This is a genomic window from Microscilla marina ATCC 23134, assembly GCF_000169175.1.
GTDB classification, from domain to species: domain Bacteria; phylum Bacteroidota; class Bacteroidia; order Cytophagales; family Microscillaceae; genus Microscilla; species Microscilla marina.
This window is the reverse complement of sequence record NZ_AAWS01000021.1, coordinates 26409-45800: the sequence shown is the minus strand read 5'-3', so window position 1 is coordinate 45800 and position 19392 is coordinate 26409. Positions and strand designations below refer to the sequence as shown.

Annotated in this window: 11 protein-coding genes; 5 read left to right on the top strand and 6 right to left on the bottom strand. The window is 41.6% G+C overall.

The features are described 5' to 3' along the window. Positions 1 to 14: 14 nt before the first annotated feature. Entirely contained in the window at positions 15 to 6323 is a 6309-nt protein-coding gene (locus M23134_RS19475) for a PAS domain-containing protein (RefSeq protein ID WP_002699034.1), read from the bottom strand. 659 nt (positions 6324 to 6982) lie between these two features. Beyond that, positions 6983 to 7768: a CRISPR-associated endoribonuclease Cas6 gene (gene cas6, locus M23134_RS19470; RefSeq protein ID WP_002699033.1), complete on the bottom strand. Its 786-nt coding sequence runs from the start codon at positions 7766 to 7768 to the stop codon at positions 6983 to 6985. 393 nt (positions 7769 to 8161) lie between these two features. On the opposite strand from cas6, the gene M23134_RS19465 reads away from it, so the two are divergent. Beyond that, positions 8162 to 9304 (top strand): PP2C family protein-serine/threonine phosphatase, encoded by a 1143-nt coding sequence (locus M23134_RS19465; protein ID WP_045113913.1) that lies wholly within the window; start codon positions 8162 to 8164, stop codon positions 9302 to 9304. Between the two features lie 10 nt (positions 9305 to 9314). On the opposite strand, the gene M23134_RS19460 is transcribed toward M23134_RS19465, so the two are convergent. Beyond that, positions 9315 to 12101, bottom strand: coding sequence for a CHAT domain-containing protein (locus tag M23134_RS19460; protein ID WP_002699030.1), 2787 nt, complete (start codon positions 12099 to 12101; stop codon positions 9315 to 9317). 116 nt (positions 12102 to 12217) lie between these two features. Between M23134_RS19460 and M23134_RS19455 the strand changes: the two genes are divergently transcribed. The 4 genes from M23134_RS19455 to M23134_RS19440 all read left to right on the top strand — a co-directional run bounded on the left by M23134_RS19455 (position 12218) and on the right by M23134_RS19440 (position 16658). Continuing rightward, positions 12218 to 12601 carry a hypothetical protein gene (locus tag M23134_RS19455; protein ID WP_002699029.1) on the top strand — a complete coding sequence of 128 codons (384 nt, stop codon included), beginning with the start codon at positions 12218 to 12220 and terminating at the stop codon, positions 12599 to 12601. Between the two features lie 24 nt (positions 12602 to 12625). Continuing rightward, positions 12626 to 13027, top strand: coding sequence for a cupin domain-containing protein (locus M23134_RS38510; protein WP_002699027.1), 402 nt, complete (start codon positions 12626 to 12628; stop codon positions 13025 to 13027). Positions 13028 to 13218: 191 nt separating this feature from the next. Then, a complete protein-coding gene (gene xrtK / locus M23134_RS19445; protein WP_002699026.1) occupies positions 13219 to 13779 on the top strand; it encodes an exosortase K in 561 nt (186 codons plus the stop codon). Further along, entirely contained in the window at positions 13776 to 16658 is a 2883-nt protein-coding gene (locus M23134_RS19440) for an MSEP-CTERM sorting domain-containing protein (protein WP_002699024.1), read from the top strand. The genes xrtK and M23134_RS19440 overlap by 4 nt, the downstream gene beginning before the upstream one ends. Before the next feature lie 85 nt (positions 16659 to 16743). On the opposite strand, the gene M23134_RS19435 is transcribed toward M23134_RS19440, so the two are convergent. The 3 genes from M23134_RS19435 to M23134_RS19425 form a co-directional block, all read right to left on the bottom strand. Further along, positions 16744 to 17136 carry a DUF1987 domain-containing protein gene (locus M23134_RS19435; protein WP_002699022.1) on the bottom strand — a complete coding sequence of 131 codons (393 nt, stop codon included), beginning with the start codon at positions 17134 to 17136 and terminating at the stop codon, positions 16744 to 16746. 238 nt (positions 17137 to 17374) lie between these two features. After that, entirely contained in the window at positions 17375 to 18331 is a 957-nt protein-coding gene (locus tag M23134_RS19430) for a hypothetical protein (RefSeq protein WP_045113911.1), read from the bottom strand. Continuing rightward, complete coding sequence (locus M23134_RS19425) at positions 18328 to 19392, bottom strand: cytochrome-c peroxidase (protein ID WP_002699019.1); 1065 nt, start codon at positions 19390 to 19392, stop codon at positions 18328 to 18330. Before M23134_RS19425 ends, M23134_RS19430 begins: the two co-directional genes overlap by 4 nt.

Below are 19392 nucleotides of genomic sequence, written 5' to 3'. Positions count from 1 at the left end.
TACTTTTACCAGAGTTATTCATCAGTTTTTAATTGAGACTTTATAAACTGCCGTATCAACTTCATCTTGTACTCGCGCGCAAATGTACGTATTTTTGCCACAAACGGTACAAAACCCTCATCTTCCTCCTCTAACCCAGTCAATCGCTCTACCAGTGACTCTACATCACCAATAAGCGCCAGTTTATATATTTGTTGTAACACCTCCTGACTAGGAAATATCATTTCTTTGTTTTGCGGTACCACTTTGGCACTACTGTTCGACACCACCTCCAGGGCTTGCTCGTATACCCACTCTATCGCCAAGTGCCTTGCCAGGGTGGCCAGCATTTCGGCAATGTTTACAGGTTTGGGCACAAAATCGTTGCAACCCACTGCCACACTTTGGTTGCGGTCGTAGTCGTATACACTTGCTGAGCAAGCAATAATTTTGATTCCCTTGAGGCTGGCATCTTCTCTAATCAGCTTTACTGCTTCAAAACCATCCATATTGGGCATGACCAAATCCATAATCACACATTCAGGCTCGTATTCCCTGGTTTTATTTACAGCATCTTCTCCATCTATGGCTTCGTATACTTCAAAACCCAACGGACTGAGCATATTGTTCAAAACCATTCGGTTTTCTTCTCGATCGTCTACCACCAACAACTTGATAGTATCGCCTTGGTAACCCACAATATTTCTCTCTTCTTGTGGCGGCTGAGGCAACTCGCTATTGGTTACGGGCATATCTATAGTGAGCTTAAACAAACTCCCTTTGCCCAAGGTGCTTTCTACTTGAATAGAACCATCCATGAGTTTTACCAAACGGTTACAGATTGCCAGTCCCAGTCCTGTACCTTCTGCCTGGTGGCGACTACCTCGTACCTGATGAAAAGGCTCAAATATTTTGGCAATAGTGTCTTTGGGTATTCCAGTACCCGTATCTTCTACCTCGAACACAAAAATATGATTCAATACTTTGGTTGGGTGTGGGGTATGGGTAATCCTAAAAGTAACTCCTCCTTCATCGGTAAACTTAATGGCATTGCTCAACAAGTTGAATAATATTTGTCGGATGCGTTTTTCATCACCATTTACAAAATAAGGCAGCTGAGCCGGGCTCTCGAAACGGTAGTCTATATTTTTGTTTTCGGCCCATACCCTGGTAATGCTTACTACATTTTTTACAAAATCGGCAAAATTGAAATCATTGTTTTCCAGCTCTAGTTTGCCTGATTCTATTTTTGACAAATGCAAGATATCGTTGATCAACAACAACAGTTGCTCTCCACTGCGTTCTATGATCTGCAAACCGTCGCGTTGGGGTGGGGTAATATTTTTTTCTTTTTTAAGAATTTGAGCGTATCCTAAAATCCCGTTCAATGGCGTACGTAAGTCGTGGCTCATACTTGCCAAAAACACACTTTTTGCCTGGCTTGCTGCTTCTGCTGCAGCTTTGGCGCTTTGCAGATCTTCTTCATAACGTTTACGCTCATCTATATTGGTCATCGTACCAATGGTGCGAATGGCCTTGCCCACCTGACTAAATTCTACGGCTTTGCCCCGGTCTAAAAACCACTTATACTCACCATCTTTGCACTGCATACGATATTCGATGGAGTAAAACGGGAAGTTGAGTTCTTTGTACTGATCAAAAGCAGTAATCACTTTTTCTTTGTCTTCATGGTGCAAGAGTTTGCGCCACACTTGTCCGTTTACGTCAAATTCGTCAGGCTCAAAGCCTAACATACGGTAATAGTTACTACTGGCAAAGGTTCTATCTTCGAGCATGTCTATGTCATACAAACCATCACGGGTAGCTTCCAATGCATATTGCAAACGGGCTTCGCTTTCGCGTAAAGCTTCCTCAGCGTGCTTTTTCTCATGAATGTTGATCAACGATCCGGCTACTTTAGACGGGTTGCCATATTCATCACGTGCCACAATACCGCTTTCTCTAAACCAATGATATTCGCCATTGCCCATGAGCATTCTATACTCTACAAAATATGGCTGAATCCAATCAGGATTATTGATGTAAGTTTCAAAACGCTGAATTACTTCCTCGCGTTCTTCAGGGTGAATTTTATTGTGCCAGGCGGTCAGGTCAATATGGTTATCGGGTGAGGTAATGTCTAATATGTTTAACATTTTGGGCGACACCCAAGCCAACGCCTCTTTGCCCAGTTTTTTGTTTTGGGGCACAAAGATTTCCCAGAGCCCCTCCCCTATTCCCTGGTGAATAAGCTCAAAGCGACTATGGGCTTCGTTCAACTCTTGCTGCTTTCGCTCTAGTGCTACATTGGTTTTATTGAGTTGCTCTACGTTTTGTCTGAGTTCCTCTTCTTGTGCCTTGAGGGTTTCCGCATTTTCCTGTGACTCTTGCAACAACAAACTTAACTGATGGTTAGACTCTCTCAGTTCTTTGGTACGTTGGGTCACCTGGCGTTCCAGGTCATTTTTCAACGCCAGGAGTTCTTCTTGAGCATTTTTACGATCAGTAATATCAGCAATGAAACCCTCAATCATAGGCTCTTTTACATCACCAGGTTGCCCCGTCAAACGCCCCTTTTCCCACAACCACTTGATCTGCCCATCTACCATTACCGGGTACTCTACCTCAAACGGGCGGTTTTCTTTGAGCGCGGTTTGGGCTTCTTCCCATAGGATTGTCTTGTGCTCTGGCAATATGATATCATTAAACTTCCGTTTACCTTCGATAAACTCTTCTGGGGTAATGCCTGTTAATGCGGTACTACCTTCACTTACAAACACCATCGGTCTTTCTTGGTTGTTGTGGCAACGATATACCATTCCAGGCAGGTTCGACATCAAGGTAGATAGTTGTCGTTCGCTTTCGCGTAAACTTTGGGTAGCCTGTTTCAACTCCGAAATGTCGGAGATGATACCAATCATTCGTTCGGGGCGACCTTGCTCATCTCTGGCTACAGTTTTACCCTTGGCAAAAAACCATTTATAGGTACCTTTCTTGGCGCGCATTCTATACTCTAAGCTATAGTCAGGGGTTTCGGCGGTTAAATAACGCTGCTGAGTATTCAGTACATTCTGAACATCGTCGGGGTGAATAAGCGACACCCAGTTTTCGTGGGTAGCCTCAAACTCATTGGGGCGATAGCCCAACAAGTGGTAATACTGAAAACTATTGTATTTATTGTTTTTGGTATCCCAATCCCACAAACCTTGTTTAGCAGCATTCATTGCCAGCTTGAGTGTTTCTTCACTATCGCGCAAAGCGTATAAAGCCTTGTTACGATCGGTTACATCTACTCCTACACCCCAATGTGCCCAACCCGCTATAGGATAGTGTTTAGAGTTTTGAGTCCAGGATATAATTTTTTCGGTGCCATCTTTACATATAATTGCCACCTCCCAGTTCTTAAAATCTCCTTTGCGCACCAACCATTGCCTGTATACTTTTTTACGGTATTTGTCATCAGGAATCAACATTTGAAACACATGACGGTTGCCAATAATTTCTTGCGATGAATACCCGGTAATGCGCTCACACTCGGCATTCCACATCACAAAGTTGAGCTTTTCATCCAAAGCGTTGATCATTACTGGCACATTTTGCACCGTCATTTTCATTTGCTCCTCACTGCGTCGCAACAGCTCGTCGGTGTGTTTCCTTTCGGTAATATCATTGATAATGCCTACCATTCGTATAGGAATGCCCAAGCGATTTTTCTGCACAATTTGTCCTTTAGAGGCCACCCATTTGTAGCTACCGTCTTTGCACCTGATCCTGAGCTCTACCTCATATTTAGGAATTTCCTCGTCCAGGTATCGTTGTTGAAAATTGGCCACTTTTGGGCGGTCATCGGGGTGTACATGCGACAGCCACTGGTCGTAATCGGGCTTAAATGGAATGGGAGGGTTTTCGTAGTATTGATACCCCAAAATGCGGTAAAAGTCGGGGCTGAGGTAGTTTTCGTTGGCACGAATGTCCCAGTCCCATAAGCCTTGATGGGCGGCTTCAATGGCAAGCTTCAAACGGGTTTCGCTTTCTTTCAGTGCTGCCTTGGCAATGCGATTTTTGGTAATATCACGGCTAATAATCAACAAGTGGGTACAGTCGCCCTGTTCGTTGATAATGGGGGTGAGACGGTTTTCTCTAAATAGCACTTTGCCCCCGTCCAGGTCTAGCCTGTCGGTAAACAACACTTCTTGTTTTTTCTTCAATACTCTTTTTACCCGTTGAATCTCACGGTGTAGCTTGTCATCGTCCTGATAAAAAGCCCTTTTATAATATTCGTCTATTTTGACGCCTATAAGTTCAGCTGGAGTGATTACTTCGCCTCTAAACGCAAACATTTCGATGACATGTTGATTGGTAGACTCCAGCACTGGCATCCCTTCTTCTTCTACCTTAAACAAAGTCATTAGTTCATGGGTGTTGTTATAAATCAGCTTGAGCTGTGCCTCGCTTTTTTGGGCTTGCTCTTTAGTTTGCCTCAGGTTGTGGTACGCCAGTCGCTTTTCATAAGCGTTAGAAATAATATTGGCAATGGTTTTTATGAGTTCTATTTCGTTTTCGCTCCAGTTGCGTTTGATCAAACACTCGTCAAAACCAATCAAGCCAAAATGTTTGCCCTGTACATACAACGGTGCCACCAACAACGATTTTATTCCTTGTGCTTTCAACGATTTTTGTACTGCTTCGGAGCCTTCGGTATCGGCATCGGTAATAATAAAAATGCCTGATTCTTCTATCACTTTTTTGTAATAGGGAACCCTGGCATAGATTAAAGTCCGGAATTTATGCTGGCGATTCTCGATACCTTTGCGACACCACTCAAAAGTGTTGAGGCTTTTTTCTCCATCACTTTCATCTTCGTAAATAGATACCCGGCTTACGTTGGTGTGCCCCCCCAACAGGTGCAATACTTCTCTGACCTGTTCGTCGAAACTATCCAGGGAGTTAAAAATAGATGATATTTCGGAGAGTGTAGTTTGACGTAGCAGGTTATTTACAAGTTGCTCGTTCGACTGGGTAAGCTCAAGGGTTCGCTCGTCTACCAGTTCTTCCAGGTGGTCACGGTGTTGGTTGAGTTCAGTAATTGTAATCATCAAGATTTCTTTTTGAGAGCGTAGTTCTTCGTTTTGCAACTCAAATTTTTCTTGCTTGACCCTTAATGCATTTGTTTGGTTAATCAACTCTTGGTTAATCGTATTTTTTTGGCGATTGCTTCTCACAAGAAAAAGGCCCAAAATGACAACTATAGAAATGAATATAATACCTCCTCCTATAATAAACCTGTTGAGCTCTACTTTTTGCCTTAGCAAACTATTTTCGGTGGTCGTTTTCTTGATCTCATACTGTGACTTCAAACTGGCAATGCGTACTCTGGCATCAGAGTCTCTTATTTCATGTTCCATTGCCCTTACCTTAAGCTGGTAGTTATACGCTTGTTTAAAGTCGCCTTTGGCTTTGTATAAATTGGCCATTTCTTCATAACTGGCAAGCACCCGCTCTTTTGCTTTCATTTCGTGCCCCAGTTTCAAAGCCCTTGAGAGGTGGTCAACTGCCTTGTCGTAATTTTCAAGCAAAATTAACACCTTGCCAATATCATTATTTGCGTCGGTTTCAAGGTCTTGGTTTTTAAGCTCTTTGGCTATGTCTAGTTCCTGATAGAGCAACTCCAACGCCTTTTTGTTGTCGCTCAGCAAGGCATAGAGGTAAGCCAACCTGCCCAACGAGCGTGCCTCGCTTTCTTTATAGCCAATTTTTCGGGCTACCTTCAGGCTTTTGTTCAATAGCTCTTTTGCCCTGCCGTTGTTATTGCTATGAATGGCAATCTGTCCTTGGTTACTCAATATGTTAGCTATTCCCTTTTGATCGTTTAAATCTTGAAAAATCACCAACGCATCGTCATAGTGTCGATCTGCCTCTTTGTATTTACCTTGTCGCCGCAACACATTCCCCATATTACGGGAGCTTTCGGCTGCTTCGAGCAAATGTTTGTTTTCAACAAAAAGGTCATGTGCTTTGAAAAAATACTCATAGGCCTGCTGATAATTGCTGATGGCAAAAAAGTAATGCCCAATATTGGCGTAGCTACTTGCTACCCCATAACTATCGTTCATTCTCAGCGAAATTTCCAAGGCTTTTTGGGCGTATTCTTCTGTCTTGATGGGAGCCGAAGAGTGGCGTAGTAAATAAGCCAAATGGTTGAGTGCTCTAATTTTTTGTTTGCCCTGCAGTTTAGGCAATAGCTTCCGCAGACTATCTTCTCCGGCAACTTGAGCAAATAGTAAATGATTGAAAAAAAATAAAGCAATAATGGTTATTCTTACAAATATCTTATACTTGCGCATTGCAAAAAATTTGAATACAGGAATTGATAGCGTTGTACTCTACCCTACTATTTTTCGCCCTGATTTGTGTCCTCACAACCGAGTTTACGAGTCCTTAGATACCGATGAATATCAGTGCTCAGCGAAGCTAAGGAACGTGATCGCCCCGTAAACGGGATTTCGGGCATAGCCCTCAACAATAACTGTCCGGTTTAGAACATATCCTCTTTACTGACTTTCGTTACTTTTAGCCTTTGGCAGAGCTCGGCGCAGCAGGGCTGCAGCCATCGGTTTTCGCCGTAGCTATGGCTACGACTGCAAAAAGTGCCTCAGCCAGCCTCGAGTATACGCCCTCAATCTCGACACTTATTTTGAACATGTTCCTAAATCAAACCACCCAAAAAACAACTTATTTTAGGGTTTCGATCAGTTGGTGAAGACACACAACCGAGGCGAGGATGATGTTTTTTAAAAAAAGCTGGGTAGAGTAGTAGCGTTGGTTTGTCGATAGTACTTACAAACTATTGTTTGTCTGTTACTTAAAATTTATAAAGCAATAGTACTATGACAAACCGCTGCTATACCTCAAGATAATTTTTTATACATTCTTATTCAAAGAAAAACTTTTAGAATATAGAAAAAATTAAACTCTAAATAAAATCCTGTGCTTTTTTTGCACCTCAATACACCGTTTCACAAGCTCCAAAGCCTAACCTGTTTTTCTCGCCAAAGCCAGTAAGCAACCCAAGCTCTATGATTTCTTTGGGAGCAGTAAGCCTAAACTCATACATAAAGCCCCTGATACGCGCCTCGTTGGTGGTGTGCGCTTTTACCGTAATGAGTCTTGACTTTATCTTTTTGTAATGGTTTACCTCAAACTCTATCCTTTGGTGCGTTGAGCTTTCAGGAGTTTGGTTAGTTTCCTGCAACACTTTTACATACTTGCCAAGCAATGCTTGTAAAAAAAGGTTTTCGTACTCAGGGTGTTCAGGAGGCAAATAGTCTACATTGCCTCGGTTATTGAGCTTACTGATCAACAATGGAGACAAAGTTTTAAACGATACCGTAGTACTTGGCATGCGCAAAGGCAAAGGCTCTACGTTTTCTACAATAAAGCGTGCCTGAGAAAACTTGTCGCCCAGATACATTTGTCTGTCCAAAAATAAATCCTTGATAAACCGCTCAGCTGAAGGGTCTAAATAAAATGATATAATAAAAGAGATTTTTGGGCTAATGACCTGCAAACGATCGGCAAATATTTCGCGCCGTGGCACGTATAAATTTGAAAATGAAAACCATTGAAAGTTTTTCCTACGGGCAGGGAGTTTGTGCTGCTTCAAAAAACGCTGGTACTTGGTATTGGCATCTTTGCAAATACCCAAAATACACGAAGATAGCTCATACTGATAGTTAATTGGAATAACAGTATAGGCATCGGTAGTTTTGAGGGTGATTTTGTATCTCATAACTATTTTGGTTGATTAAAAAGGATGCTAAAGCCGGGTAATATAGGAATAATAACTATGTTGATACATAAAATCCCCTATTGACCCAAGAATTTAACTGATGGCAAAATACAATTTTTTTATCACTTTTTTAAATGATTTTATGAGATGTGTTACATTATCTTGACTGCTGATGTTTGACTATGGGTGTTTTTATCAAAAAACCGGTGTTCGTATCAGGTAAGTCAACCCTTAACTTTTTCATACACAAATGTTTAATTTATCGCCAGGGTGGTTTAGCCACGGACAAAAACTAAAATAAAATACTCCTGGTATTTGTTTTAAAAAGTGTGACTATTTCGTTAGATTTATCTATACCTATTGTATGTCTACAAAAGAGCAAACGATCACTTTATGCTGTTGAATATTGTATTGGTACTCATTGCGGGACTTTTGGTTGTTGTTGCTGTACTTCAGCGAAATACGATCTACACACAAAAGGAAGAAATAACACATCTTCAGTCTCAAACGCAACATCAGGAAGAGCAATTGACCCAACAAAAAAAAGAGTATTTAAAGGGATTGAAGGCACTTGAAGTTGCCCAAAAAAACCGGGATGAACAACAACAAACGCTAGAGTTTAATAACCAGAAAATGCACGCAAATGAACAGGTGCTCATCAAAGCATACAACCAATTGAAAGCGAGCCAGGAAGAAATAAAGTACCAAAAAACAATGCTCGAAGAAACGTTTGAAGAACTTAAAATAAAAAATAACCGCCTCACCGACAGCATCATATATGCCAAGCGTATTCAGCAAGCTATTCTTCCTAATCACATCGAAATCAAGAAGTCTTTTAGTGATGCTTTTATCATTTTTTTGCCCAAAGATATGGTATCGGGTGACTTTTACTGGTTTACTCAAATAGGCAACAAAACATTTATTGCTACGGTTGACTGCACGGGACACGGTGTACCCGGAGCCTTTATGAGTATCATAGGGCACACTTTGCTCAACCAGATTGTGCGTGAAAAAGAAATATTTGAACCCAGTGAGATTCTCGAAACCCTGGATACCGATATTTATACTGCGTTGCATCAGCAAGAGTCTAAAAGCATAGATGGCATGGACTTGAGTTTGTGCTGTATAGAAACACCTATGGGGTCTACCCGGCTCAAGCAAGCCAACGACAAGGTCAAGGTAGTATTTTGCGGAGCCAAGTCTACCCTTTATTACAGCCAAGTGGGTCAAATATTGAAAATAAAGGGCAACCGACGCTCTTTGGGAGGGTGGCTCAAGCGTAGCAAGTACCCATTTACCAACCACGAAATACATTTGCCCAAAGGAGAAATGCTTTACCTTACTACCGATGGCTATACTGATGCTGCCAACCCACGACGCAGGCATTTTGGCACCACCAAGCTGGTAAAACTGATGACTCAAATACAAACACTTCCGCTGTATAAACAAAAGCAATACTTTGAAAAACGGCTCCAAAAACACCAGAAAGGTACTGAACAACGCGACGATATTACAGTTATGGGCATTAGGATTTAACCAAGCCAGCCTATTTCATCTTGCTCATCATGGTAAAACCCGCCCACCATTTAGGCCAGGCTGTTTTGGGATCTTGCAACATCGACAACTTGGCAAGGCGCAATGCTTCACGGTAGGTTTTGTTTTGATTGAGCAGCTTGTAAAAACGAATCATCAATTCGGCCGCATCCTTGTCGTTTACCGACCATAAGGTATAAATAATATGAGGCACCCCCAAATATACAAACCCTCTGGTAATGGCCAGTATTCCTTCGCCTTTTACATTGCGTCCGGCCCCCCCCTGACAACTGCTCAAGACTACCATGTCGGCTTTGAACTTGAGGTTAAATATTTCTTCCAGCGACAATTCACCATCATTTGCCTGGGCTGAGTCAATGACCTTGTCAGGATAAAAAGCCAGAATGGGGGTGTCATCGTCCAGCATTCCGTGGGTAGCAAAATGCACAAAACGATAGTATCCTGTCAGGTTTTTGATCATTCGTTCCGACACTTGCTCGCCTGTATATATTTTGCTGGTTCTTTTTAAGCTGGTAAACAAGCGATGGATGTTTTCCACTTCGGTTTTGGTATAGGGCAAAGCACTCAGGTTGCGTCTAAAAATACCACTTGTTGCGTATTTGGTCTGAAAAACCGGTGCAAAACCCATAAACTCCTGGGTATGCGTTGCTTTACGCCGTTGTTGTTTTAGCAAGGCAAGGCTTGCCGATGGGTACAAAGTAACCCCCCACCTTCGGATCAGGTAAGGGTATTGGTGTTGTTTACCATTGGGTGGGTGGGGCTTGGTAATAAATGCCTCAAAGGGCAAATTACTCAACAAACCATCTGGCACAATCAATAAATGTTTTTTAGAGGAGATATGCTTTTCGATGGGTTGAATAAACTGTTTGAAAAAACGATGCCCCCGCTCCAGGTAGCTGTCATCAGTACCCCCTTTGATGTTGTAAAACCATTTCTTTATTTCTGCTTCGGTCTTTTTGCGGTTGACAGCCTGCTGCTTCACCCAAAAACCTGCTTTGGTAATGACAAAACTATACAGTTGTTCGTCGGTGAGCACATACTCTATCAGTGCCGTTTTTTCGTCTAAACGCTTTTGTACATCGGCTACGGTAGCGATATAAGTGTTGTGTTTGAGGTCGTAATAATCAGGGTAGCGTTGCTCAAGCCCTCGCAACAAGTCATCGTATTTTCTTCTGAGGTCAAATATGCGGTTTTCAAACGATTGTTTTTGCACGCTGTCTTTTTTGTTGAGAGCTTTTTTTATTTGAAAGCGGTTCAATTGGCGTTGATAATACAAAATAGACCCATTCAGTTTACGCTCCTGGTTGAGCACTGCTTCGGGAATATTGCTCTTGATACGGGCGGAGGCATCGGTAGCCAGCTTACGCAATACGCTCGACTTGCCCTTTTCGGCAAAGTAGAAGGCTTTCTTAAGGTAAGGGTTGTATTTGTTAACAGTGGCAACCCCATTACCTGTTTGGCTTTTATTCTCTTTTTGGTTGCCTACTTGTTGAGTAGCGTCATATTGGCTTAGTTTCCAGCATAGTTGCAGGGCATTGTCGTACAAGGAGGCAACTTTAGAGGTAAGGCGTAAACCATCGCTCTTGCGGGAAAGATTTTCCCTCATTTTATCGGCTAATTGATCAGCTAGTTCATAGGTTTTATAGGCTTGTTCTAGATTATTTTTACTGCGAGAAACTTTTTCTAGCGTAACCGATTTTTCAGTGAAGCTTGTTAATAAAGTACTATTACTATATACTTGATCACTGCTCGTTGGCAAAGCATATACATTGGCTGTATCATTGAATATACGGTGATTAGAGACCAATGCCTTTTGATAAAACCGAAGGGCTTGACCGTATTTTTTTTGTTTGTAATACAGGGCTCCCAGTTGATTATATAACACTGCAACAAAAGGATGCTTTTCGCCCAAACGGTTTCTACGCAGTTCTAATGCTTTTTGGTAATTTTCCAATGCTAAGCCATATTTTTCAGTCTTATTATAAGTATCGCCTATATTAGTATAATTTGCGGCTCCTCCACCCAACTCTTCTAGTGACTTTTTTAATGCCTTCTGCAAATAGTTTAATGCAACATCATACTCTCCTTTTTGTTGGTATAAATCACCCATATTACTTAAGGGGTACATTTTAAATTTAGACAAATGTCCAGGTAATTGAGTATAAATGCTTAATGCATTGTTATAACAGCGTAAAGCTTTTCTATAATCCTTTACATGCTTATAGGCTAAACCTAAAGTATTGTACGCATGGGCAGTTAAAACATGGTTAAATCCAAAAAGTTCTTTGCGCAAATTCAAGTACTTAGTACGATAGTCTAATGCTGCATAAAAAGCCCCTTTTGCATTATATATTGTAGCTATTTTAGAAAACACTGTGGCAACATTACCTAACACACGTTTTTCTAATGAATCAGGTATAAGCTTTAAACAAACAGGGTAGTGTCTTAGACCTTCCAGTAATAACTCTAAACCATAATTGTATTGATAGGTTTGCTGGGCATAAGACCCTAATAAATATAAATTATGAAAATAAGTAACGTAATCCCCCAAAACCTGTACATGCTCATTACTTTTTGCTAAATAATGTAATGCACTATCAGGCATTTTTTGTTGGGAAAAATAGGTATGCCTGGCGTTATAATAAGCTAACTCTTGTTTATTGACTTCTTGTGTAATATGCCATGTTTGCGAAAAAACCTGTCCTATCATTACCAAGTTCAGTCCCACTAGCCAAATACTTGCCTCCCAAAACTTACAAATACTATTATCCCCCCACATATTGATTTATATCTTTTTGTTGTGTACCAGAAATAAAACTTGTTTTTTAGATATTATCCTTCTAATTTATGAATTTTATCAACAACCTTACATCATTAATATAAACACTCAAAGGTATGAATACAAAAACTACTGCTCTCAATTTTGAATATGGCATTGCTTCTGAGCTTGATACCAATCAATTACTTACTGAACAAGATCAAGCTTGCTTTGACGAAATCCAACAGGTTCTCAAAAAGCACCAAGCACTTGATCGCTTTGGCGTTACTTTGCTTGATAATGACGCCTTGCCTGACAACACTATCCGCCTTGAGACAAATTCGATGGCAGAACGTACATTGATCAGCAGAATAGTGAACAAAAACCACTCAAAAAATAAGTCTGTTGAAACAAATTGGACATTAAACAACTCCAAAGTTCTAGCTGCTTGTGACAAAAGCTGTGAGGCTCCTAAAGGAAAACATGGACCACACCACGCAGGCGGAGGCCAAGCTCAATAAAATAATACATAGCAAAGCATTTTAATGAAACTAAAGTTACTCTTATTTACTACCCTTTGTTTTGCCCAGTTGGGCTATAGCCAAAACCTGGTGCAGCTTGCCAAACTTAAGCCCGCAGGGGCTTATGAAAATGTAAAGGTGCAAAAAATTTATTCCAATAAACATACCTCAAGCTTTGTTATTTGGATAAAAAAAGGCGTAAAAGCCCATAAACACCTAAAACACACCGAGCAGGTGTACATTCTTGCTGGAAAGGCTCGCATGCGATTGGATGATCAAACTTTTGAGGTGAAAAAAGGTGATTGGATAGCCATACCCGAAGGCAGTGTGCATGCTGTCACGGTTACCTCACGCAAGCCCTTACAGGTATTTTCGGTACAATCGCCTGAGTTTTTGGGCAAAGATCGTGTGTTTGTCAAAGAATAAAACAAGTACTACTCTGGGCTTTAGTTGCCAGGCTTTAAGCAGTGTGGTATCCTTCAACCATTTGCCCACCTACTTTTCTAAATAGCTGTTTTCATTTCTACTCAAGTTATTTAATTTCACAACTTTTTGTGACTTAATTGCGTTATTCAGGCATATCTACTTACTTTGCATCTCAAAGTACTTTACAATATATGAAAACAAATCTCAAAAACGGGCTTATACTGGGTGCCATGGCGCTGGTGGCATTGGTGCTCAAAAAATTTTACCAAACCGCTGAAGTTCCCGATTTGCATTGGATACTTGCCCCCACTCAGGCAGCAGTTCACAGCTTTACTGGTCTCCAGTTTAGCTATGATGCCAGCCAGGGCTACATCAATCAGGCACATCAGTTTGTCATTGCCAAGAGTTGTGCTGGGGTTAACTTTCTCATTATTGCGTTTTGCACTTCGGTTTTTGGGTTTACGCCAAAAATAAAGGGCAGCCATTGGCAATGGCTTTCGCTGCCAGTGTTTTTGGTCATTGCTTACCTACTTACTGTGGCAGTCAATGCCTTTCGTATTGTCAATGCTTTGTTATTGAAAGGCACCTACGCTGCAATACTTCCGGCTAACCGCTTGCATGCTATAGAGGGCGCCATAGTATACCTGGCGTTTTTGCTGATGTATTACCTCTTATTACACTATTGCTTTACAGTTTATAAAAACAAACAATCGCCTACACCTTCTGACTTACCAAACAATGTTACTCTATGAAAAACCTTATCAAACCTTATTGGATTTTACTTACCGTAACGCTGCCCCAATTGCTGCTGTTTGGCTTATATAGCAGCAGTTTTAGCATCATCAAGAGCTTGCTATCGCCCCAAAACCTGTATTACTGGCAAGCCTACGGGCTGATTTTGGGCAGTGCCTGGGGGTTGGCTACCTGCTACAGTGTTTGGGCAACCATTCGCAAAAAAAATATCAATGCTTATTTTAGTTTCATTGCGTTGAGCTTTTATGTGCCTATACTCTATTTCTTTTTAGCAGATCAGCACAAAATAATTCCGGGAAGTGTCCCCAACTGGATGCTGAGCACCAGTGATTTGCCGCTGTATGTACTGACTTTCCTGATGCCCGCCATTTTTCATAGTGTGCTTAGGCTGGTGGTGTTTTTTACACCCGGCAATACCCAACACCCCAACTGGTGGAACTTTGGGTTGGTTGTGGCTATTCCGGTCAGTTGGTATTTGCTATTTACCATTGTTTTGCCCGCTATTAACCAAGGGGGCATCAACAAACCTTTGTTTCAGCATATTATGCTATTAATTTTTGCCTGTAGCACCGTGGTGTTCTTTTTCTTTTTGATCAGGGGAGTATATAGCGTAAGTATTACCCGAAAAAACTTCTTGAGTGGTCAATATCAATTGCTTTGGCAAATACCAGTGTTTGTCATCTTTCCAGTGGCGGGTTTGTACCTCAACCAAGACCTGGGAATGGTATTTGGAAATTTTGCGGAACCCGTTTTTTATGGGTTGGCAATGGCCAATGGCTTGCTGATGTTAATCCCGGAAAAAAAGATAGGCAATGATATCATTCGTCTGGCATTATTTACTGCCCGTAGCATTACTTTTAGTTATATCCTCTATTTCTTTTGGGTATTTTTGCCTTTACTGCCTTTTTCTATCATTGCCATCCTTATTATAGGGGCTGGTTTTTTAATGCTTACTCCGGTGCTCATTACCATTCTTCAGGCCAACACGCTTCGCTTGAGTTTTATTCACCTATCGGCAAGGTTTTCTCCTGCTATAGTGATTGTTTGTTTGCTCGGTGGGCTGACAGTATTGCCCTTGTGGGTGACCCAAAGTTATCGCCAGGACAGAAAACAGTTGCACGAAGCATTGGCTCTGGTGTATGCTCCCAACATCAGCGAAAGCGCCCACCAACTGACGAATATCAACCCAAACAGAATAAAACGAGTGCTGAAAAATGTACACAAAAACAAGGGGCGCACTAGCCAAAATGGCTTTGGCTTCGGTTTCGATGCCAAACAAAAACCTTATTTGAGTACTTTTTATAAATACATAGTACTGGACAACCTTACGCTGAGTAATAAAAAAATACGTGCGCTGCATAAAATATTTTTGGGTACCAATGTCAAACAAAGTGACCATACACGTACTCGCCGTTTTGTAGTGGGTCCTTCGCATAGCGACCAGGTAACCATAGATTCGGTACAAGTAAAGTCAAGCTTTGATGCTGCTCACCAATACTGGCGCACTTGGGTACATTTAGATATTCAAAACGCCACCAAGCGGCAACAAGAGTATAGAACAAAGTTTACCTTACCTGCGGGTACCTGGATCAGCAACTATTACCTAATGATGGAAGGTCGCAAAGAGTATGGAATACTTGCCGAAAAAAAAGCCGCTATGTGGGTATACAACAATATTGTGAGTCGTAGGCGCGACCCTGGGCTCTTGCATTATACCGAGGGCAATCAGGTGAGTTTTAAGGTGTTTCCTTTTGCTCCTGAGCAAACCCGCAAAACCGGGATCGAGTTTGTTCATAAAGAGCCAGTGCAATTAACCATTGGCAAACATACCCTTACACTGGGAGACAGCAGCCAACAAAAAAGCCTTACTCAGGCAATATCTACTCACCAAGGGGTTTATGTTTCGGCACTGACCAAACAACAAGCTCCTGCAAAGGTACTAAAGCCTTACTTGCACTTTGTGGTAGATTTGAGCGCTCAGGCTGTCAAAGACAAGGCTATGTATGTACAACGTATTCGGGAATACCTTAAAAAATATCCACAACATAAAGCAGGGGCAAAAATCACTTTTGGTAACTTTGCTTACAAAAGTATTGCTCTGAATGAACAAAGTCGGTGGGAACAACAACTGCATGATTTCCCGGTGCAAGGGGGCTTTTTTATAGAAAGCATGTTCAAGCGCTTGTTTGTACAACCTGCGCCCAAGGGTACTTATCCAGTAGCGGTATTGGTGTCTGACCACCTCGATAAAGCAGTATTTGAGCATGCAATGGCAGGTTTTGCCCACCAGTTGCAAGGAAGTCGATATTTTTATGCGCTCAAACCAGACCACACCCTGAGCAGTTATTCATTGCTACACGCTCCCTTGAAGAAGGTAAAAGCCAACGCTGCCATACCCGCGAACAAAAAGGTGCGGGAAATTAACACCCTATCAGGTATGCTCTTGGTAGCTGACAATGACCAGGCGTCTTTTTATACCTTGCCAAAAGGAGGAAAGGGGGTGCCCCAGATAAGCAAAAATGCCTGGAACAATGGAGCTGAGTTATGGAGTTTTTGGCAATATTACCTGCTACACCCCAACGACCGACCGCAGTATAAAGCATTCGTTCATAGAAATAACATCATTAAGGGAAGTTTTCAAGCGCATATTATGAGCCCGGTTACTTCGTTTATTGCAGTGGAAAACGAAGCGCAAAAGGCAGCTCTTAAAGCCAAACAAGAGCAAATTCTGAAGGGCAATCATTTGCTTGACGCTGGTGAAGAGCTACAGGCCATGTCAGAGCCTGAGTTATGGTGGCTATTGGGTATACTGGGGGTATTTTTTGGCTGGAAACAATGGCAACGCAAGCAAAAAATGCAAAGTGGACTCCATCAGTAACTTGTTACTGATCACAAAATAAGGAGGCTTTAACTTGCGAATAGGGGGAGTTGAAGAATAAATAAAAACAAAGTGTTGCCAATTGCTAAGCGGCGGCTTGTATTGGTAACACTTTAAAACAGAGGTTGCAAAAACTAGATTTCAAAAAATGGGCATCGTTGATCATTTCGTTGTCGTCTTGGCTGGCAAACCAGTTTACGGTCACCTCTTCTCCTATGTTTGACTGGTATCGCTCCAGGGTGGTGAGTAACTCACACAATGGAGAATAAGTGGATGTGTTGAAATAGCTGAACTGAATATTTAAGGTAATAGGGAGGCGATTTGTAGAAAGGTAATTGCGCAACCATTGCAAAACAGGTTCATAAAACTCGTTGGGTAATACGCTGTAAGACTCACCTGAGATCTCAAAAATGTTGTTGTTTGTATCAAAACACACAAAGGGAGTATCTTTGCCCGATTTTATTATTAAACTGTCCATAATATGTAAGTTAAGGATCTTAGTAATGTCACTTATAACTACCTCCTTTCACTTTAAACTGTTCATAATACTCGACAAACTAACCATTTTCTTCGGTAAAGCGTTAGGTAAATTTCAAATTTTGTTTATGTAACTACCTTGGTACTCCCTGAACGCTGTTGTTGAAAAAACACCTCACTAAAGATACAAACAAAGCAATTGCTCAGGTGCTTTCTTTTGGTCAGGTGCTTTTTAATATTTATTTTTTGGGCGTTTTCTTTTTACGCTTTTTCAGCGAAAAGTTGTACAACAAACCTACACTAAAACGGTTTTGAGCCGAAATATTGGATAACTGATCGGTATTGAAGTTTTGCACCCAAGGCATTTGATACGTAAAGTTTACGCTTAGGTTATTACGAAATACCTGCAAACCCACGGTTCCAAACAGTGAGTTGCCTCCAGTATTGAGTTGTTCAATGGTTTCGTTGGTATGCTTTTCGGCTTGTTCATAATAAACACCTGCAAAAGGCAAAAAGGCCACTTGTGGGGTTTCAAGCCATTGGAATAAATACGCACTGGTATTGAACTGATTGCCAAAACGGTAGCCTTCGCTGTTTTTTGTATTCATTTTGTACCCCGACTCGATATTTACCCCCGTTTTCTTGTAACGCAGTGTATAATTCATTGACAGTAAGTAATCGAGGCTACCTGATCCTAACTGAAAGTTTGGGTTAATGATTAATCCATCGTCTAGTTTTTGGTATTCGCCTACCGGCATTTTCAATCCTCCACCCAACGATAAAGAATGTTGCCAAAAAGATACTCCACTGTTGGCAGTGTTAAACAGGTTATAGTACAACAACACCATAGGATCGCCCATTCCGGCGCTTTGTACCTGTTGATGGCTACCGTTCATGTCGTTCATCAGGTAAGGCACAATAAAGTTTACCTGAAGGCGGCGCGATATGCTATATCTTCCCATAAGGTCTACCCGACGATAAATGTCTTCGGAAGACTCATTGGCAATGTACTGGTTGTTGCCATAGGTAACCGAAGCCTTAAAAGCTGCCTGGCTGTAACGCAAGCCTATAAAATGGGTGGTATGCATAGGTAAAATTCCAAAGTATACACCTCCTAACCTACAGCCGCATACATCGCATGCCTGACTTGACAAGGCAAAACTGGCGAGTATTATAATTAAAACTATCTTTTTCATTCTTCATTTCTGTTTTGAAACCGCTCGTCTGAACGAAAATCATTGTCAGTAAGTGTTCGTAGAAAAGCAATAATTTTTCGTTGCTCTTCACTTGTCAAGGCAATGCCCAACCGCCCATTACGCTGTAACGAAGCATCGAGCGTTGCAGAAGGTTGTACCCCTTCGGCATAATGTTTCAATACATCTTCCAAAGTTCTAAACTTTGCGTTGTGCATGTATGGAGCAGTCAATGCTACGTTTCTTAGGCTGGGCACTCTAAACTTACCAATGTCTTCGGTTGCTTCAGAAATGCGCGCCCTGCCTTCGTCGCTAAAGGTGGTACTAATGCCATTATTTCTATAACTGAAGTCGGTAAACAATGCTCCGGCATGGCAACTACCACATTTGGCTTGAAACAAAGTCAATCCTGCTTGTTCGTCATCGCTCAATTGCTCCCCTTCGCCCCGTTGGTATTTATCATAACGGGAATTGGCCGACACCATCATCGTCATAAACTGTGACAACGCCTGCAACATATAAGGGGATGTCACTTTGTCTACCCCAAAAGCTTTTTTAAACAAAGCGGGGTATACTGTGCTTTCATTTAGTTTTTTTACCACGTTCTCCATCGTTTCATCCATTTCAAAGACAGCTTCTATGGCATTGATTGGAGCAAAATCTAAGTGAGTGACGCCTCCATCCCAAAAAAACTCAGGCATAAACGCCAAATTTGCCAACGCAGGTGCATTTCGGGTTCCTACCCTGTTTTCTACCCCAATGCTCAGCGGATGCTGTTGGGCATCGGCAAAGGCGGTAGACTGAATATGGCAGTTGTTGCACGATACACTTCCGTCTTTAGACAGTAACGGGTCAAAAAACAGCCTGCGTCCTAACAAAAACCCTTCTTTAGTCACCGGGTTGTTCTTAAAAGTATAGGTAGGTTCAGGAAAGTTCGCAGGTTTCACAAATACATAGGTATTATCAGGGGCTTCGTTTTGTTTTTGGCACCCCACCAACAATACAAAAATGCATACCCAACACAAGGTGGGGTATGCTTGGTATAATTTATAATTCAATGGCAT